The 17,984-nt window shown below is 59.8% G+C and carries 15 protein-coding genes; 4 read left to right on the top strand and 11 right to left on the bottom strand.

Features of this window, described 5'->3' with window-relative positions; genetic code table 11:
* On the bottom strand, nt 1–1,044 hold the full coding sequence (locus GSF27_RS01225) for an AraC family transcriptional regulator (RefSeq protein ID WP_160964912.1): 1,044 nt from the start codon (nt 1,042–1,044) through the stop codon (nt 1–3).
* Nucleotides 1,045–1,325: 281 nt separating this feature from the next.
* On the opposite strand from GSF27_RS01225, the gene GSF27_RS01220 reads away from it, so the two are divergent.
* Nucleotides 1,326–2,549, top strand: coding sequence for an NAD(P)/FAD-dependent oxidoreductase (locus GSF27_RS01220; protein ID WP_160964910.1), 1,224 nt, complete (start codon nt 1,326–1,328; stop codon nt 2,547–2,549).
* 129 nt (nt 2,550–2,678) lie between these two features.
* Here GSF27_RS01220 and GSF27_RS01215 read toward each other — a convergent pair whose 3' ends face one another.
* Nucleotides 2,679–4,172, bottom strand: a complete 1,494-nt coding sequence (locus GSF27_RS01215; RefSeq protein ID WP_160964908.1) for a PQQ-dependent sugar dehydrogenase — start codon at nt 4,170–4,172, stop codon at nt 2,679–2,681.
* Between the two features lie 135 nt (nt 4,173–4,307).
* Here GSF27_RS01215 and GSF27_RS01210 point away from each other — a divergent pair, with 135 nt between their 5' ends.
* Nucleotides 4,308–5,576, top strand: coding sequence for a TIGR03862 family flavoprotein (locus tag GSF27_RS01210; RefSeq protein ID WP_160964906.1), 1,269 nt, complete (start codon nt 4,308–4,310; stop codon nt 5,574–5,576).
* A gap of 27 nt (nt 5,577–5,603) precedes the next feature.
* Here GSF27_RS01210 and GSF27_RS01205 read toward each other — a convergent pair whose 3' ends face one another.
* On the bottom strand, nt 5,604–6,884 hold the full coding sequence (locus GSF27_RS01205) for a cytochrome P450 (RefSeq protein ID WP_160964904.1): 1,281 nt from the start codon (nt 6,882–6,884) through the stop codon (nt 5,604–5,606).
* Nucleotides 6,885–6,936: 52 nt separating this feature from the next.
* Nucleotides 6,937–7,254: a 2Fe-2S iron-sulfur cluster-binding protein gene (locus tag GSF27_RS01200; protein ID WP_160964902.1), complete on the bottom strand. Its 318-nt coding sequence runs from the start codon at nt 7,252–7,254 to the stop codon at nt 6,937–6,939.
* A 212-nt stretch (nt 7,255–7,466) separates the two neighbouring features.
* Here GSF27_RS01200 and GSF27_RS01195 point away from each other — a divergent pair, with 212 nt between their 5' ends.
* Both GSF27_RS01195 and murI read left to right on the top strand, forming a co-directional pair.
* Nucleotides 7,467–8,048, top strand: a complete 582-nt coding sequence (locus GSF27_RS01195) for a TetR/AcrR family transcriptional regulator (RefSeq protein WP_160964900.1) — start codon at nt 7,467–7,469, stop codon at nt 8,046–8,048.
* 15 nt (nt 8,049–8,063) lie between these two features.
* Nucleotides 8,064–8,906 (top strand): glutamate racemase, encoded by an 843-nt coding sequence (gene murI, locus GSF27_RS01190; protein WP_160964898.1) that lies wholly within the window; start codon nt 8,064–8,066, stop codon nt 8,904–8,906.
* Here murI and GSF27_RS01185 read toward each other — a convergent pair.
* The 7 genes from GSF27_RS01185 to GSF27_RS01155 all read right to left on the bottom strand — a co-directional run bounded on the left by GSF27_RS01185 (nt 8,863) and on the right by GSF27_RS01155 (nt 17,947).
* Complete coding sequence (locus tag GSF27_RS01185; protein WP_160964896.1) at nt 8,863–9,729, bottom strand: CPBP family intramembrane glutamic endopeptidase; 867 nt, start codon at nt 9,727–9,729, stop codon at nt 8,863–8,865. The genes murI and GSF27_RS01185 overlap by 44 nt on opposite strands.
* A 20-nt stretch (nt 9,730–9,749) precedes the next feature.
* Nucleotides 9,750–10,259, bottom strand: coding sequence for an MOSC domain-containing protein (locus tag GSF27_RS01180; RefSeq protein ID WP_160964894.1), 510 nt, complete (start codon nt 10,257–10,259; stop codon nt 9,750–9,752).
* Between the two features lie 395 nt (nt 10,260–10,654).
* Nucleotides 10,655–11,491 carry an efflux RND transporter periplasmic adaptor subunit gene (locus GSF27_RS01175; RefSeq protein ID WP_160964892.1) on the bottom strand — a complete coding sequence of 279 codons (837 nt, stop codon included), beginning with the start codon at nt 11,489–11,491 and terminating at the stop codon, nt 10,655–10,657.
* A gap of 82 nt (nt 11,492–11,573) precedes the next feature.
* On the bottom strand, nt 11,574–13,574 hold the full coding sequence (locus tag GSF27_RS01170) for a helicase-related protein (protein WP_160964890.1): 2,001 nt from the start codon (nt 13,572–13,574) through the stop codon (nt 11,574–11,576).
* Nucleotides 13,567–15,714: a PqqD family peptide modification chaperone gene (locus GSF27_RS01165; protein ID WP_160964888.1), complete on the bottom strand. Its 2,148-nt coding sequence runs from the start codon at nt 15,712–15,714 to the stop codon at nt 13,567–13,569. The genes GSF27_RS01170 and GSF27_RS01165 overlap by 8 nt, the downstream gene beginning before the upstream one ends.
* A gap of 9 nt (nt 15,715–15,723) precedes the next feature.
* The gene (locus tag GSF27_RS18050; RefSeq protein ID WP_160964886.1) at nt 15,724–17,571 is read right to left on the bottom strand and encodes an HlyD family efflux transporter periplasmic adaptor subunit; all 1,848 of its coding nucleotides are present in this window, start codon (nt 17,569–17,571) and stop codon (nt 15,724–15,726) included.
* Nucleotides 17,572–17,641: 70 nt separating this feature from the next.
* Entirely contained in the window at nt 17,642–17,947 is a 306-nt protein-coding gene (locus GSF27_RS01155; RefSeq protein WP_160964884.1) for a DUF3467 domain-containing protein, read from the bottom strand.
* Between the last annotated feature and the right edge of the window lie 37 nt (nt 17,948–17,984).

The following is a 17,984-nucleotide window of genomic DNA, read 5'->3' as shown; positions in this document are numbered from 1 at the left end:
TCACAAACGGGGAATACGGTGCTCGGTGCGGAAACGCTCCGGCGGCATGCCATAAAAACTGCGGAATGCGCGAAAGAAATTGTTGGGTTGTGAATAACCCAGCTGGTACGCCACTTCCTGTGCTGTCAGTTGCGAATTGAGCAAATAATCCTGTGCCAGCTCCATCCGCACTTCCAGGCTCACCTCCCGGAAACTGGTACCCGCTACCGCCAATTGCCGCCGCAGGGTGCGACTGGAGAGCGACAGCAGCGGTGCAGTGGTTTCCAGCTGGAAACGGCACTGGGCCGGACGCTCCACCAGCATGCGCTTGACCCGGGTGACGATATCCGGACGCCCCAGCTGGTTCTTCAGCAGACGCTTTACCTGCGACTCATAGAGACTCTGCGCCTGGGCATCGCGGCGATTGATACCGGTGTAGAGCCACTGTTTGGGAATCGCCAGTACAGTGAGCGGCTGGTCAAAGCTGACCCGGCAGCCGAGGATGCGCTGGTACTCCCAGTGGTAGGTGGGTGCCTTGTAATTTAGCGTGGCGTAACTGGCGCAGGCCGCCAGCCCCTCGGGCAGGATGCTGCGCACAAACTGCCAGATGGTCACCATCCACTCTTCCAGCAGCAACTGGTAGTAGTCCGAGCCCGCCGGCAATACCTCACAGCTCAGCAGCGCGTGCTCCCGATCCACGGTCAGCCCCACCTTGACGAAGCCGTAGGACTGCTCCGCCACCGACATACTCAGTCGCAATGCCTGCTCCAGTGTGCGGCTGGCCATCATGGCGTAACCGATAACATCCAGGTCACTGATGCGGGACTTGGCGGCCACCCGCAGGGCGATATTGGGCACCTCGTTATCGTGCAGCTGACGCAGCAGGCGGAAGTAATCCTGGTCCGCCAAACCGGCATCCGGCAACCACCAGGGGCCCGGCAAACCACACCAGTACCCCAGCGCCTCCCGATCCACGTAGGGACACTGCTCCTGTAACACATCGTTGAGCTGCTGGATGCGACGTCCCAGAAAGCCCTGGGATGCTTCGACGTAGGGGTTGGCCATGAAAATTCCAGGTTCTAGGTTCTAGGTTCTAGGTTCTAGGTTCTAGGTTCTAGGTTCTAGGTTCTAGGTTCTAGGTTCTAGGTTCTCAGGATTGTTGTGGTCCTAGTTCCTCAACAATAATGGCCGATAATGATACTGAACTTTGGCCGATAATGATAATTTTATGGCCTTAAATGATATAGGCTTTGGCGGCCCACCCCCCTATTCTTGGGGTCACAAAGAGTTAATAACCATACGCCCGGCATGGGCTTTATGATCAATCCAACGGAAGAGCGATTCACATGTCTCAGACCTGCATTATTATCGGTGCCAGCCACGCGGCGGCACAGCTGGCCCCCTCCCTGCGTCAGGAAGGCTGGGAAGGCCGTATCCTGGTAATTGGCGACGAGCCCTACCTGCCCTACCACCGTCCGCCACTCTCCAAGGCGGTACTGTCCGGTGAAAAGCAGGCCGATGACCTGCTGATCCGCGCCGCGGCACTCTATGAAAAGCAGAACATCGAATTCCGTCTCAACACCCGCGTCGAGAGCATCGATCGCGCCCATAAAACCATCACTCTCACCGATGGCGAAGTGCTGAGCTACGACAAGCTGGCGCTGTGCACCGGCTCCCGCGTGCGCAAGGTCTCCCTGCCTGGCGTAGAGCTGGGCGGTATCCACTACATGCGCGACCTGAAAGACACCCTTGCCATCCAGGGCGATGTAGGCCCCGGCAAGAGCGCCGTGATTGTTGGTGGTGGTTACATCGGTCTGGAAACCGCTGCATCCCTGAAAAAGATGGGCATGAACGTCACCGTACTGGAAATGGCGCCCCGTGTGCTGGCCCGTGTGACCGCTCCCGAACTGTCCGAGTTCTACACCCGCGTCCACAGCGAAGAAGGCGTGGATATCCGCACCGGCGTGGCCGTCTCCGCCTTTGAAGGTGACGGTCACGTACAGCGCGTTGTGTGTGCCGACGGCACCAGCTTCGACGCCGATCTGGTGGTGGTAGGCGTGGGTATTATCCCCAACACCGAGCTGGCCGAAGCCGCTGGCATCACCGTGGAAAACGGTATCGTGCTGGACGATTACGCCCGCACCAATGATCCCGATATCGTGGCTTCCGGTGACTGCGCCAACCACTTCAACCACCTCTACAACATCCGCATGCGCCTGGAGTCTGTACCCAACGCCACCGAGCAGTCCAAGTCCGCCGCTGCCAGCATCTGTGGCAAGGAGAAGGTCTACAACGCCCTGCCATGGTTCTGGTCCGATCAGTTCGACCTGAAACTGCAGATCGCCGGTATGAGCCAGGGTTACGATCAGGTGGTCATTCGTGGCGACAAGGACACCAGCCGCAGCTTCGTGGCCTACTACCTGAAAGAAGGCAAACTGATTGCTGCTGACTGCGTAAACCGTCCGCAGGAGTTTATGCTGGCCAAGCGCATTATTGCCGACAGCCTGCCGGTAGATCCTGCGCGCCTGGCGGATGAGAGCATTGCGGTGAAGGAGCTGCTGGTCCAGTAATTCCGGTTACCAGCCTGTACCTGAACCTGAAAAGCCAGCCCCTTGGAGCTGGCTTTTTTATGCCTTGTCGTCAGGCCAACGCCAGATAATGACTTCAAAGACCTCACTCCCGCAGCAGGAAACCGATCCTCACTGCAGCGTCGACTCCGACAACAGGTAAGCGGCCAGATCTTCCCGCTCCGTATCCGACAACGGGAATTGCGGCATGGGCGGAGTGGGCGCCGACAGGAACGCCACCAGCGCCAGCTGGTCGTAGCGCTCCGCTAGTTCCAGCAGCGGCTTTACCACCACGCCCTGATCCGCTTCCTGCTGCAGATGACAGCTGCCACACCCATAACTGGCAAACAGTGCTTTGCCCCGGGCTACCTGCTCAGGTGCAAACACCACAGCGGCCGTCTTTGCTGCACTGGCGGCAAGTGGCTGGTTCAGCAGTGTGCCAGAGTCGCCCGGCGCCCCCGAGACCCGCCAGATAACCCCGGCAAAATCGTCCGAAATATAGATACTGCCATCCTGCCCCTCGGCGATATCCACCGGCCGGCCGATCACATCTTCATCCACTTCAAAGCCGGTAAGGAAGTCACGCATCTGAATGCGGCCATCCTGCGGCCAGTGCAGCGACACAACTTTATATCCGGATTTTTTGCTGCGATTCCAGGAGCCGTGCAAGGCCACCAATGCGGCATTGCGATACCCCGGCGGCGCCTGCAGGCTGGTTAGAAAAGTGATACCCAAGGGGGCAGTGTGGGCAGGAAAATCAAACACCGGTGCCCTGGCGCTGGCGATTATATCGGCGTTAGCCGCCCCAAAATCAGGATCCGGGACATTGGCGCCATTGGCGTAAGGCCAGCCGTAAAAACCCCCGTCCACAACCCGGTTGAGTTCGCAGGGCGGGAAATCATCCCCCAGCAGGTCCCGACCGTTGTCCGTGGCATAGAGCACTTCTGTTAACGGGTGCCAGTCGAACCCCACACTGTTGCGCAGGCCGCTGGCATAAACCCGGAAATCCGAACCATCCGCATTGGCCACCATCATGGCGGCGCGCATGGGTTCGCTCTCCTCACAGACATTACAGCTGGAACCGGCGGTGATGTAGAGGCGATCATCGGGGCCAAAGCCAATACTGCGGGTCCAGTGGTTGCCACCATCCGGCAAACCGCTGACTACGGTTTCCGGCATGCCACTCAACGCAATGCCATCAGCGCGCTCCTCCATGACCGCGCGCACCACCCGGGTGCCCTCCGCCACATACAGGTAACCACCATGCAGCGCCAATCCATGAGGACGATCCAGGTCAGTAAGCAGATCCCGCACCGACAACGCCTGCCCCTGCGGCCCTGTTGTTATGGCAACCACCCGCCCCTGTCGTGGCAGGCTCGCCAGCAGGTGTCCCTGGGGGGTCATCTCCAGCATACGCACCCCGGGCAACCCGGTAGCCCAGACCTGCAGCTGTAGCCCGTCCGGAACACGCATACGCCCGACCACAGCCGCATCCTCAGGCACCTTGCCAGTGTATTGATAAAGAAACTGGCTGAAGGGAGCATTCACCGTGACGTCGCTGGTGAGCAGTTTCACCGCCACCAGCAACAGCACCACGATCGCCAGTGCCACCAGGATTTTTTTCATTCGACCACTCCCTGCGCTTTGCTATTTTTTGTCTGCCAAGGCAATAACAGCAGCTGTCCGAATGGCTCAGCTTTCCCCACCTCAGCGCTGCTGAAATGGTACACTGCGCGGCACTGAACTGCCGCCGGAAACACCATGACCACACCCCCTGCCCCCCAAACTTTGCCTGTTGCCGTGATCGGCGCTGGTCCGGCCGGTCTGATGGCGGCAGAACAACTGGCAGGCGCTGGCTATAAGGTGGCGGTGTTCGAATCCATGCCCAGTGCCGCACGTAAATTCCTGCGCGCCGGGGTTGGTGGTATGAACATTACCCACGCCGAGGGCTATGAGCAATTCCTGCCCCGCTACCGGGAAGCGGAGCCCTGTTTACGCCCCGCCATCGATGCGTTTACGCCCGATGAATTGCGCGGTTGGATTCACGCCCTCGGGGTGGAAACCTTTGTCGGCACCTCCGGCCGGGTTTTCCCCAGGGAGATGAAAGCCGCCCCGCTGCTGCGAGCTTGGCTGCACCGGCTGCGGGAACAGGGAATCACCCTCCATACCCGTCATCGCTGGGTTGGCCTGCAGCAGGATGAACAGGGGCTGTGCTGGCAACTGGACACACCTCATGGCGTACAAGAGTTGCGCTTTGGCGGCGTGGTACTGGCACTGGGCGGTGGCAGCTGGCCGCAACTGGGTTCCACCGGTAACTGGTGCGACCTGCTGGGTGACGTGGGCGTTGAGATCAACCCCCTGCAGGCCAGTAACTGTGGTTTTGAATTGCCCTGGAGCGACTACATCCGCGAACGCTTTGCCGGTACCCCGTTGAAAAATGTCGGCCTGGGCCTGACCACCGCAGATGGCCAACAGGAGCGGCAGACCGGCGAATGCATTGTCTCGGCCTATGGTGTGGAAGGCAGCCTGGTTTACGCCCTCAGCGCTCCCCTGCGTGAACTGACGCAGCAGACTCCCGACAAGGCCCGGCTGTTGCTGGATTGGCTGCCCCATAACAGCGAGGCAGAGATTGTTGATAAGTTGCAGCAAGCCCGCAAAGGTATGAGCAGCAGCAACCTGTTACAGAAAAAATTGAAACTGCCGTCGATCGCCAACGCGCTGCTGCGGGAATGCTGCCCGGATCTGGTGATGAGTGATCACAGGGCACTGGCCCGCGCCCTCAAAGCGATGCCGCTGCCAACCGTAACCGGCACCCGCCCCCTGAGCGAAGCCATCAGCAGCGCCGGCGGCGTCCGCTTTACCGCCGTGGATGAACAGCTGATGCTGCGTGCCTTGCCCGGTGTGTTTGTGGCCGGCGAGATGCTGGACTGGGAAGCACCCACCGGCGGTTACCTGCTGACTGCCTGCTTTGCCACCGGCCGTCTGGCAGGCCGTGGACTGGCCAACTGGTTGGCCCTTCGGGGCGAGTAACACTCCCTCACCCCTTATTGCGGCAGGTCAGGCGGGTGTGAGATCCACCTGCAGGTTCGATAAGCCGCGAATAATAAAGCTGGGCTCAAACTCCAGCTTACGATTACCCGCCGTGCCGTGCTTCTCCGGGTTCAGGTCAATATGACTGGTGTTCTCAAAGAAACGCTCCAGGATCACCTTCACTTCAGCGCGGGCCAATGGCGCACCGGCACAGGTGTGAACCCCGCGCCCAAACGCCAGGTGTTCCATGATGCGCGGGCGATGCAGCTGAAACTGGTTGGGGTTTTCCCAACGCCGTGGATCGCGATTGGCTGCCGCCAGGGAGATCAGAACCTGGGTACCGGCCGGCACCTCGATGTCACCAATTTTGGTGTCGCGGCAGGCCAGGCGGGAGGTGATCTTGGTGGAGCCCTCCAGACGCAGTACTTCTTCCAGGAACGGCGTAATCAGGCTGTAGTCAGCGCGCAACTGCTCCTGCAGACCGGGGACGTCGACGATGTAACGCATGGCGTTACCCAGCAATTTGGCGCTGGTGTCCTGTCCGGCGGCAAACATAAAGGTGGCCATTTTCACCATATCCAGCAGGTCGGCGTCGCTGCCATCGGGGTACTTGGCGTGAGCCAGTTGTGACAGTACATCCTCCCGGGGATTCTCCTTGCGATCTATCAGGTACTCGTAAAAGAACGTCCCCAGAAATACCAGCACCGACATTTCCGTCGGCATTGCCTCGTTGTTCATATTGCCGGGTGGCGGTGCGTTGTCGATCACCTCGCGGAATTTCTCCCGGTCCTCTGCCGGCACACCCAGCAGGTCGGCAATCACCAGGGTCACAAAGGGGGTGGCAATCTCATTCACCAGTTCACACCCACCTTTCGCAACAGCCTCCTTTACCAGCTGCTCTGCGTACTCCACCATAAATTCCTGGTTGGCTTTCAGCCGCGTCGGCGTCAACAGGCGATTCATCACCGAGCGCAGGGCCGAGTGCTTCTCCCCGTCCAATGCCACCAGCAGGTCACCACCCATGTACTTGTCGCGGTTGGCTTCCATCAACGCCGTAATGTCATTCCCTTCCGGCTTGAATGGCAGTGGAAAACCGGCACCGACGGTGGAATTGAGGGAGGAAAAATCCTTGTGGTTACGCAGCACTTCAATCGCCTCGGCAAAGCCGGTAATCATCAGTGCGCCCTCGTGATTGGGCAGCGGGCATACCGGTCCCTGCTCGCGCATGGCCTCGAAATAGGCGTAGGGATCCAGCAGCACAGAGAGGTCGGTAAAGTAATCTTTTTCGTTCAGAGCCTGGGCAGACATGGTGTTCTCCTCGACAGATTATTGATTGTTATTGATGCAGTCGTGCAAGTGTTCAACCTTCCGGTGCAATAGTGACGCGCAACCCCTGCAACGCCTCCGTCAGGCGGATCTGGCAGGACAGGCGTGAATTCGGCTGGCGGGCAGGCGACTCCTGCAGGATCAGGTCTTCATCTTCCTCCACCGGTGGTAACAGGGGCAGGAATTCTGCGTCGACATAGACATGGCAGGTACCACAGGAACAGACACCGCCACAGAGAGCCAGCAGTTCGTCGACGCCGGCATCGCAGATCAACTGCATCAGCGTCGCCTCCGGTTCCAGTTCCAGGGTGCGGGATTCACTCTCGCGGGTGGTAACAATAATGCCGGTCATGACAGCAGGCTCCGGTGCTTTCACCTGCCGGCAGTGGATTGCCTCGAAGCAGGTCAGTGGATTTATTATTTATGATACACACAGTATCATAGACATCCCGAATAACCACTGTCAATGATGGCCCCGGCGCCGGACAACCAGCGGATCACTGGCGTTGAATCCGTCCGACCCTGTAACATCTCAGGCAATGCACGGCCACGAATGCCCGAACCATGATCAAGCGACTCGACCAGTTAAAAGCCCCCGCCACGACCGATGGCCGCCAGATACGCTCGCGCAGCGCCATGCACCAGACCCTGCTGCAGCTGCTGGAGCAGAAAACCCTGGAGCAGATCTCCATTCGCGAATTGGCAGCGGCAGCCGGCATTGGTCACGCCACCTTCTACCGCCACTACAGCAGCAAGGAAGCCCTGCTGAATGATTTGGCAGCCGATGAAATACGCCACATGGTGCAGCTGACGCTGCCACTGCTGAGTGAGTCTGACTCCAGCGCCGCGTGGCTGGAGATGTGCAGCTATGTGGATCAGCATCGTCAGCTCTGGACCACGTTGCTCACCGGTGGCGCCGCCAGTGCGGTGAAGGAGGAGCTGCTGCAGATCTCCCGGGAAATTGCCGAACAGCTCTACGGCGACCAACCCAGGGCCAACAGCGACGAGATGGAACTGACCCTGATCCTGTCGGTCACTACCATCCTGGAAACCCTCTCCTGGTGGCTGCGACAGGCCCGGCCCTTCAAGCCGCAGAAGGTTGCCGGCATTCTGCAATCCCGGGTGGAATTCCGCTCCGCCCCCTGAAACAACAGGTTCTGTATGACAACCACCCTGCATCGGGTACTGGTGCTGGATTCCGGCCTCGGCGGGCTCAGCGTGCTGCGCGATATCATCCGCCTGCAACCCCTGCACTGCAGTTACCTGGCCGACAACCACTTCCTTCCGTACGGCAATAAAACAGCACAACAGCTGCAGCAGCGGTTGCAGGATCTCCTGCACCCGCTGCTGCAGAACGGCGCCTTTGATGCGGTGGTTATCGCCTGCAACACCGCCAGCACAGTAGCCCTCGCACACCTGCGCACCGCCTTCGGCATACCGTTTGTCGGTGTGGTCCCCGCCATCAAAACCGCCGCCGAGCGAACCACCAATGGCAGGATTGGTCTGCTGGCTACCGCCGCCACCGTTAACGGCACCTATGCCCAACAACTGGCGGACAGCTTCGCCAGCCACTGCCAACTGTTTAAATTGGCCGCACCGCAGCTGGTGCAAATGGCGGAAGGGAAATTACAGGGAGAAGCCGTCGATATCAGCGAGCTGCATCAACTGGTAGCCCCACTGCTGGAGAGCGGGATTGATACCGGTATTCTGGGGTGCACCCACTTTCCCTGGCTGCGGGAAGAGCTGCAACGCATTGCACCACAGGTACAGTGGCTGGATTCCGGCGCGGCGGTGGCACGGCGACTGCAGAGCCTGCTGGCTGAAACCAGCCCGGCGACGCGAACCACGGCAACGCCCTGCTTTTACCACACAGGTCCGGCCTACCAGTCCACACTGACGCCCCTGTTGCAGGCGCTGAACCTGCGACAGAGTGTCAGTCTGGAGAGTCCCGTCAACGGTGTTACCAGAGCGGATACGGCAGTAAAAGGATGTGCAGCAGGTTGACCATGAAGTGGCAGAGTATGGATAACTCCACCCGCCCGGAGAACTGGTAGACCGCCGCATAGAGCAGGCTGGCGCCGGCAAAGAGCATGGTGACCGTGCCCGTGGGATACCAGATGCCATGGGCCACCAGAAACAGCCAGGAGGTCAACAGAATCGCCACCAGTGCACTGAGGGCCTGGGGCCGGATCAGGCGCGCTATGGAGTCCTGAATCAGGCGCCGGAAGAAAAGCTCTTCCGCCAACACGGTAATCAGCAGGTTGATGGGCACAAACCAGAGCAGGTAGCTGCCCGCCTTGGGATCAAAACGGATACCGAGAAACACCGCCAGCCCCACCAGCAACGCCGGCGCCACCAGCGCCACACCCAACCAGTCCCGCGGCAACCGGGCCGCTGTTGCCGGCAACAGGTAGAGTAACAGTGCCGCCCCCACCAGTGCCTTATCGAGACTGAGATGGAGGCTGAAAAAGCCGTAACCCGGGGTCAGGATTTGTGGTGCTTCCACCTGCCAGCGGGACAAGCCGGGAACGTAATGCAGCGCCAGCGCCAGGCACAGCACCACCAGCGCACCGGTCATCACCCCCTGCGGGTAACCGGAGAGTCGCGCCTGGAACCGTGCCAGCAACATCAGGATGGCCCCGGCCAGTGCCGCCCGCCAATCCACCACGCCCAACAGAAACCAGCCACCGAGCAGCAACAGGGCACACAAATCCGCCATGCCGACAATCAGGATTTCCCTTGGCAAGCGCCGGTAGTGCACCAGCAGGCCTAACATCAACACCAGTACGTAGAGTAAAAATGCCTGCAGCGGCAACCCAATGGTCAAAGTACAAATCCCCGTTTAAATCACTTATCTTCTTGCTGCTGCTCATCCGCCAGGGCCACAACCGCGTCGCCCAGACTAATCGTGCCTTCACTGAGCACTTTCGCACACAGTCCGCCCATGCCGCGCATGGCGTTGAAACCACCCGCCCCCAAGGCGGACTCCATACGCGAACAGGGGTGGCACTGGCCGGCACCTTCAAACAGCACTTCGCCGATGCGGAAGCGACGTCCGCTGAGAGCGTGCAGGTTGATGCCTTGCACCAGCAAATTGCGGCGCAGCAGCGCCGGATCGATGGTCTCCCGATGCAGCAGTGAGGCCAGCACCGCCAGGTTTTCCGCCTGGTACAGTGTCACTTGCCGCTTGCTGTCGACGCGCCCTTTGAAGCGATCTCCCTCAAGCCCCAGCCCGGGTACGACACCAACCCGATCGACACTGACCATGGGTAGCTCCCGTGACGGCCGCAAGAGAATTTTCTCCAATGTGCCCTGCTGTGGAAGTGTGGCCAGCAGCTTTTCAATATTGCCACGCATAACGACCTCCGTTGCCCCGGCTCCATTGCCAGATCCGTTGTCCGAAATCCATGGCTGAGTTGAACCAGTCAGCCTGTCGCCGCAGTGTGTCGCAAAGACCCCGTCAACTCCATAGCCGCTCGCCTGCTCGTTTCCGCGATGAGGTGTTATGAGCAAAATCAAAAGCCGGGCCTTGCCCTTCGGTATGATTCTCGGTTAAACATCCGGCGACCTGCCGGACTGCGGCTCAACATGAGTTGTGCCGGCGATGACGCCACCAGGGGCGAAGGGTTGATGCGACCGATAACGGCGCGATCATGTTACTGCGGGGAGAGGAACAGGTGGCCAGCCTGCAGCGGATAAAATATCCGGTAACCAGCACCAGATAGCGTCTTACACAACTGCAGGCGTGACCGTTAAAAGCGTACCTTGCAACGCTGGCCCGCGGGAATCACTCCGCCGGGGTTGTCCAACTGCAAGCGCACCCCGATGGTGTCACTGGAGGTGTCAAAAACCCGATCAATAACGATCACCCTGGCCGTCACCGATTGCTCCTGCGGTTGGCTGAGCATAACCTCCCCCTCCATGCCCGGGGCGATATCCCGGTAACTGCTCACCGGTACAAAGGTTTCAATATAAAGCGGGTCCAGCTGCACCACGGTCATAATTGAGGCCTCCTGGAAAACGTACTCGCCCGGCCCCCGGTCCACCTTCTGTACCACACCGCTAATCGGACTTTTGATATGCCGTTGCGCCAACACCGCTTCCGCTCTTTTACGCTCCAGCAGCAGCCTCTGCTGCTCAAACCTGGCCAGCTGTAGCTCCTGCAGGGCAATGGTGTAATCGGCTCCCAGTTCATCAAAGCTCTGGCTGGAGATCGCTCCCCTGCCCTGCAGCTCAACCGCTCTATCCCGTTGCTTGCGGGCGTAATCCAGTTTTGCCTCACGGGCCTTGATGGCGGCATCACTGTCGGCCATCACACGGGTAATATTGAGCGAAGCCTCTTCAATGGTGGATTCCAGCTGCGCCAGTTGCTGACCGGCGGTGACCGTGTCGCCACGGGACACCAGCACCTTCTCCAGAATCCCCATAACCGGACTGCCAATTTCCAGGACCTGGGCCGGGTCAATCAGGCAATCGTATTCGTTCTGCACCTCCACGGAGGCGTGTGTTATGTTGGCCAGGCCAAGCAGAACCAGCGCCGGCAGGATCCGCCGCACCTGCCACAGCCATTGCCACAACGATTGCCACATCCCCTGCCACAATAGCGCCAATCGGTTGTTTGTTTTGCTCGTGCTGGTTCTGCTGTCCATCATCCCTGTGTATTCCCTGCTGCTATTCCGGCTGCCCACTGAAGGCCAGCAATTCACTTTCCGACTGGTCACTCTGCAGCAATCTCTGTCGCGCTCTGGAGTGAGCCTGTTCCTGTTGTTTCTGCCCCCTGCACAATACGTTCGCTGCCGCCTGCGGATGCGCCTGTCGTAATCGGTAACGCGCCCATCGCAGGGTCCACTCCGGAGCCGCCAGCAGCGCCAGGTCATCCTCCAGGCTGAGAAAGGCCTGAAAACAACCGGGATTGCCCTGGCGGGCACAGCGCCCCATCAGCTGTCGGTCGATACGACCGGAATCGTGCCGCTCGGTCATAATGACATGCAGGCCACCGAGGCCGCCAACACCCGGACCAAGGGCAATATCCGTACCCCGCCCCGCCATGTTGGTGGCCACGGTTATGCTGCCCTTCTGGCCCGCGCGGGCAATTGTCTCCGCCTCCTGCCGATCGTCCGCCGCGTGCAAGGCCGCGAATTCCAATCCCGCCTGCCGTAGCAGTGGCAGCAGGGTTTCCACCTCCGCCACCGTGCGCACGCCTATCAGTACCGGTGCGCCGCTGTTATGGATCTCAATCACGCGGGTGACCAGTGCCTGCCACTTCTCTTCACGGGTCAGGAAAATGCGCTCTGGCAGGCTGACCCTGGCACAGGGCGCGTGGGTGGGAATAGCCACCACCTCCAGTCCATAGACCTGCCAGAGCTCGCCGCGCACCTCGGCGGCGGTGCCGGTCATGGCCGCCAATGTCCGGTAGCGCCGGAAAAAGCGCTGAAAAGTCATGCGCGCTACCGTCTTCAGGGGATCCGATAACGGACACTGCTCCTTGAATTCGATCATCTGGTGCAGGCCTTCACTCCAGACCCGGTCTGGCATGACGCGGCCGGTGTACTCATCAATCATGCAGATGCGGTCATCCGCCACCAGGTAGTGTTGATTGGCATGATAGAGATACAGCGCACACAGGGCCTTCACCAACAGTTCTTCACGCAGCGCCTCCAGCAACAGCGGCCCGCAGGTGATATCCGCGAACTCCCGGCTTAACAGCTGTCGCGCCGGCTCCAGCAGAACCACCGTATCCTGCTGCGCGAGGAGGCGGAAGTGGATATCCTCGTCCAGAGTCACAGCCACATTCATCACCTGCCGGATAACCTCCGGGGCGATACTGGCATCTGCCCCCTCCGAGAGAATCAACGGCGTCCGGGCCTCATCCACCAGGATACTGTCCGCCTCGTCGACAATGGCAAAATCCAGTGAGGTGATACGAGTCTGTGCCACGGCAGCGGCAGTCAGGCCCGAAAAGGCCAGCCGCGACAAGCGGCCCTGACGGGCGTTCAGGCGGGCATCCTTCAGGTAGTCGAAGGCCAACTCTTTATTGGTGCAGTAACAGACCGGCTTGTCATAGGCACTGCGACGCACACTGTCGCCGGTCTTCTGTACCACAACGCCCACCGACAGACGCAGAAACTTCATCAATGGCAGTACCCAGGCCGAATCCCGCTCGGCCAGATAATCATTAACGGTAACCACGTGCACCTTGCGGCCACACAGTGCCGCCGCGGCTGCGGCCAGCCCTGCCACCAGGGTTTTGCCCTCGCCGGTCGCCATCTCCGCCAGCTGCCCCTCCAGCAACACCCATACCCCGGCCAGTTGCACACTATGGGGTTGCAGGCCGAGGCTTCGTTTCGACACTTCGCTCAACGATGCCAGCAACTCCAGCAAGGCTGTGGTATTTGTCAGGCCCGAGTGCCGCAGGGTGGCGCCGAGGAACCTGGCGCGGGAGCACAACTGTGCATCGTCCAGTCGTACCAGTTCCTCTGCATAGCCGGACAAATCCGTCAGCAGGGCTAATTTTTTCTCCAGCCTGCGGCCACTCCGGCGGTGCCCCAGCCAGCCGTCGATGCGTTTCACCCAGCGTTCGAAAACACCCTCCCGAGGCCGATTTTTTTCAAAGGCGGTGATCAACGATGGCGCAGTGATTGGCACCGGTTCCAGGCGGGAAGTTTCAGACATTTAACAGTCTCAGGAAGGTTTGACGAATAACCAGCAACCACTGCCGGCCGAGAGGCAGCGCCTGATGCACAAAACGGACGTAAACCCGCCCCTCCACCAACCGCTGCTCCACCGGCTCGTCCAGTGCCAGGGTAAACAGATAGTAGCTGCCGAGAGGCGCCAGCGTACTGGCGGCCTCCGGGTCTACAGCAATCGTTCCGCCGCCCCGGGCAGTGAGCACGTGACTGGGTAAGCGCTCCAGCGACGATGGTGTCTGACGGATGATGCGGGCGGGAATGACCCTGTCAACGGCGCCTTCCACCCGCACCTCCACTTGCAGTGTCCCGTCGCTGACCAGCGATACCCGGTCGCTGCCCACCACCACATCCACCTCGCGGACAGCGGCCGGCAACACGTAGGCCGCAACGGTTCCCTCTTCCAGAAACCGCCCCGGCAGCTCATCAACAGCGGGTATCACCAACTGGCCGGTGCTGGCAGCGGTGAGCGAGAGTTGCTGCTGGCGCTGGCGAAAGTAATCGAGACGGGCCCGGGTGCGGGCGATCTGCTGATTGAGAATATCCGCCTGTACCTTATCGAACAGGTTCACCCCGCGATAACTGGCGGTAAACTCCTGCAACTGTGCTTCCAGCAACTCCAGGGTTGACGCCAGTTCCAGGTCCTCCAGCACAATCAGGTCGTCGCCCGCCTGAACCTCGGAGCCACTTTCCTGCACCACGCGGGCAACGAAGCCGGAGGCCCCGGCCACCACCTGCGCCTGCTGCCCCATGGACAGCACCCCCTCTGTCCGTGTGCTATAGGGGGCAGGCAAATAAAACAGCGCCGCCAACAGCGTCACCAGCAGGGTTGCCGAAATCATCTGTACCCTTGCCCGTTGCTGCCCCAGTGAGGGCGCAAACAGCAGGTAGCGAAGGGCATTAAAGGTGGGCTTGAGCAGTGCCATGTAGAGGCTGAAGCAGGCCAGCAGAACACCGATAAAAAAGAACCGGGTCGCGATAAACAAGGCAATGGTAATGGTGATAAACAGGCGGTAGACAAACGACGCGATACCGTAAAAGATGAACCAGCGTTGCTCGCCCCGGCTATGTGCAGGATTTTCCTGGTTGGGCAGGGAAAACAGGCGGGTTTTGATCAGATACATCAGATAACGGTTGGAACGACTGGCAAGATTCGGTATCGCCAGCAGGTCCGACAGCACGTAATAACCGTCAAAGCGCAACAACGGGTTGCCGTTAAACAGCAGGGTTGAAACGCCACCGATTATTATCACATTGAAGGCCGCCGCCCGTACCAGGCCCGGCTCGGCCTGTAACCAGACCAACAGTGCCAGCACTGCCAGCAAAAACTCCACCGCGATACCCGCCGCCCCCACCGCCGCCCGCTGCCAGCGACTGCGGAAGGCGGAAGCTGCGCTGGCATCCACGTAAGGCACTGGCATGAATACCAGCAGCATAATGCCGATCTCGTGCACCTCGCCGCCGAAAGCCTTGGCAGCAATAGCATGCCCCATCTCGTGCAGCCCCTTGATCACCGGGTAGAGCAGCAGCATCAATATCAGGTTATCCCGCGATAACACGCGGTCCGACAGGTTGGAGGTCAGCGCCGTAAAATTCAATACGGCCAGCACTACACCAGTTATACCCAACACCACCAGCAACAGCGCGCCCCAGTAAGTGAAGAGTGGGCGGAACACAGGCATGATCCGGTTAAGGAACCTGTCCGGGTCCAGCAGCGGAAACCGCAGTGCCAAAGGGTTTTTGTAACGACTCAGGAAACGCTGTCGCGCCTGGGTACCGGCACGGTGAACCAGTTCATCCATATCCGGTGGAACGTCCCCGCGGATCAGGTCGGCACGATAGAGCTGGGCAATCAGTTCAATGACCTCCGACTGGGTTGGCTGCTCCTTTCCCAGCCGCGCTGCCGCCGCCTGCCAGATGTCATCGATACTCGCCCTGCCATCAAGGCGCTGGATAATATCCCGTACCGCCGGAGACACCCGGAAATATTTGCCGGACTGGGCATCCTGGAGGACGTACCAGGTACGTCCCCGCATTTGCTGGCGATGAATCTCAACATGGTTGCGCAAACACAGTTTCAGGTTTGCTACCCGGTACCAGTTGGGGGAAAAGTGCGACTCTTTCACCGACGCCCCTTAATCAAACAGTGACCAGAGGTGTAGCCGTAACCAGTGACCGAAACTGCGGGTCCAGATCCACAGCAGGTTGCGTTCACCGGCGTTGATTTTTCCCAGCCCCTGCATGCCCGGGAGCAGCTGCGCCGTCGAGTGCAATACCATCGCCTCGACTTCGAACACGGTTTTCCCCTCCTCGGCCCGCGCCACCGGGGTAATCTTGCTCACTTCAAAACTGAAAGGAGCATCGGGCAGGGAGGCCGCCAGGAACTTGCCCTGCTGGCCCACCCGAACATCAGTGATTTGCGATTCGTCCACCAGCAGCGTCAGCCGATAGGCATCCAGCGGGGCGACTTCAAACAACACCTCACCGCGTTTACGGCTGCCGCCGATGGACTGGCTCAGGTCACCGCTCACCACCACTCCATCGAAGGGAGCCGTCAAACGGGTCCTCGCCAACTGCTGATCCAACAGCTCCAGCTGGATTTCAGCCTGGGTGACGCGAGCCTCGTAGACTTTGGCTTCAGCCCGCTTGCGACTGCCCAGAGCGCGATTGTATTCGAACAGGTACTCCTGCTTTTGCGACACCCAGTTAAGCCGCTCCAGTGCCAGATCCCGGTCATCAAAGGCCGCCATCAGATCACCCGCCTGCACGACATCCCCGGCGCGGACATCACTGTTGAGAATAAAGCCGTCAAAGGGCGCCACGATAGCGCGCTGTATCTGCCCTTTGAGTACGGCATTGGCCTTGACCTGATAAGTACCCGACAAAAAAGTAAACAACACACCCAGCACCACCAACAGCGCCACACACAACTTGCGACCGGTGTAACCCCGCCCCGTCATACGTGTCCACTGCACCCTGGCTGATTGCCGGACCTTGGAGAGAATGTGGGCGTCGTTGCAGCGTTTTTCAAACAGCAAGCCGCCCATATAGGCCGCCACTGCAGCGATCAAATCCACCTGCTGCCGGTTGAGTTCCTGCCCCCTTCCCGCCTCGCACAACAGAGCGCCAACGGGCTCGCCACATTTCAGCAGCGGGATGGTCAGAATCATTCCATCCCGGTTGGCGTGGTGCAGCGACTCGTGGGCCCGCACCATCACCGGAGTCTCGCTGTCAGTTGAGGGATAGACAATGCTGGTGCCCTGCTCGATCGCCTCGTCCATGGCCTCGCCAATCTGGCGAATCAGGTTCATCTCTTCGCCGAAGCTGGCGCTGTGGGAGATGGTAGTCACCCGCAACTGTTGGTGATCGAGAAAGCCAAGACTCGCGCGCTCCAGGGCAAACTCGGCAACCAGACGGTGCACCAGGTCGTGCTCCGCCACTTTCGCACTGCTCGCCTCCAGAGTATCGCCGATAATATCCAGTGCCAGGTGAGTCAGCCGTTGCCGGCCATCCTCAAGCTGCCTGGAGTCCCGCTGCCACAGATCCCGCAACCAACTGCTGCCCCACTGCAATTGCCGCATGGTCTTGCGTATACGGGCCATGTTGTCGGTGGTGACAGAGAGGCAGGCCACGGCAAATACCTGTTCACCGGACTTTACCGGGTAGGCAATCAGGGTGGCGTTATCGGCCTTGCGAACGGTGCCTTTGGCGGATTCGAGAGCAACACCAGCCAGCGAGCGCAGAGGCTCCGGCAGCAATTGATCTTCGGGCCAATGGGCTACCGGCTGGTAGCCTCCAGCGGCCTGCTGCAATACCAGTAAGCCGGCATTGGTCTCATCAACCTGTTCGCACATCACCGCCAGCCAGGACTGGGCCGCGGCCTGCAGCGAAGCGGCCTGAATCAGCATCGACCAGTGACGATCAGTGGCCTCCGCCGACGCACGGGATACGGCGGTGAGAGGCTCTTCGGCAGGATGGTTCACGGACACAACTCCGACCGGTCGGCGCCGGGCTGACACCACGTCAAACCGGCGGCATTACCCGGACCCGACATCAATCAGTCAGCACACCATGGCGGGCTTCATGCTCCGCCAGCAACTTCGTGAGCGATTGGCAGAGGCGCTTGGCCACATGGGGCGTGAGGATAATACGACTGGAGAGATCAACGGTTACTCCGTTGCTTTGGGACAGGTTCCAGGTCTGATTGGTGCCAAAAAACAGGTCAATCTGATCCTTGGTACTCTGGATATTCACCACGTTAGCGAAGTTGGAGACCATGTTTTTATCGCTCCACACCACCTGTGGTTGCTGTACCGGCTCCGCTGCGACTTCAACCGTTTCTGCATTTCCTTTCGACATGCCTTGTTCCCTTTTCAGTTAATTAACACTTCCAAAA

This window comes from Pseudomaricurvus sp. HS19 (genome assembly GCF_009857815.1).
In the GTDB taxonomy this organism is placed as follows: Bacteria; Pseudomonadota; Gammaproteobacteria; order Pseudomonadales; family Cellvibrionaceae; genus Pseudomaricurvus.
Note: the sequence above shows the minus strand (reverse complement) of the source record. Positions and strands in the feature narration are given on the sequence as shown.

What these genes read in the sequence shown, in the direction of transcription:
- GSF27_RS01225 (WP_160964912.1), bottom strand. Translation starts at nt 1,044, where the DNA reads ATGGCCAACCCCTACGTCGAAGCATCCCAGGGCTTTCTGGGACGTCGC.
- GSF27_RS01220 (WP_160964910.1), top strand. Translation starts at nt 1,326, where the DNA reads ATGTCTCAGACCTGCATTATTATCGGTGCCAGCCACGCGGCGGCACAG.
- GSF27_RS01215 (WP_160964908.1), bottom strand. Translation starts at nt 4,172, where the DNA reads ATGAAAAAAATCCTGGTGGCACTGGCGATCGTGGTGCTGTTGCTGGTG.
- GSF27_RS01210 (WP_160964906.1), top strand. Translation starts at nt 4,308, where the DNA reads ATGACCACACCCCCTGCCCCCCAAACTTTGCCTGTTGCCGTGATCGGC.
- GSF27_RS01205 (WP_160964904.1), bottom strand. Translation starts at nt 6,884, where the DNA reads ATGTCTGCCCAGGCTCTGAACGAAAAAGATTACTTTACCGACCTCTCT.
- GSF27_RS01200 (WP_160964902.1), bottom strand. Translation starts at nt 7,254, where the DNA reads ATGACCGGCATTATTGTTACCACCCGCGAGAGTGAATCCCGCACCCTG.
- GSF27_RS01195 (WP_160964900.1), top strand. Translation starts at nt 7,467, where the DNA reads ATGATCAAGCGACTCGACCAGTTAAAAGCCCCCGCCACGACCGATGGC.
- murI (WP_160964898.1), top strand. Translation starts at nt 8,064, where the DNA reads ATGACAACCACCCTGCATCGGGTACTGGTGCTGGATTCCGGCCTCGGC.
- GSF27_RS01180 (WP_160964894.1), bottom strand. Translation starts at nt 10,259, where the DNA reads ATGCGTGGCAATATTGAAAAGCTGCTGGCCACACTTCCACAGCAGGGC.
- GSF27_RS01175 (WP_160964892.1), bottom strand. Translation starts at nt 11,491, where the DNA reads ATGTGGCAATCGTTGTGGCAATGGCTGTGGCAGGTGCGGCGGATCCTG.
- GSF27_RS01170 (WP_160964890.1), bottom strand. Translation starts at nt 13,574, where the DNA reads ATGTCTGAAACTTCCCGCCTGGAACCGGTGCCAATCACTGCGCCATCG.
- GSF27_RS01155 (WP_160964884.1), bottom strand. Translation starts at nt 17,947, where the DNA reads ATGTCGAAAGGAAATGCAGAAACGGTTGAAGTCGCAGCGGAGCCGGTA.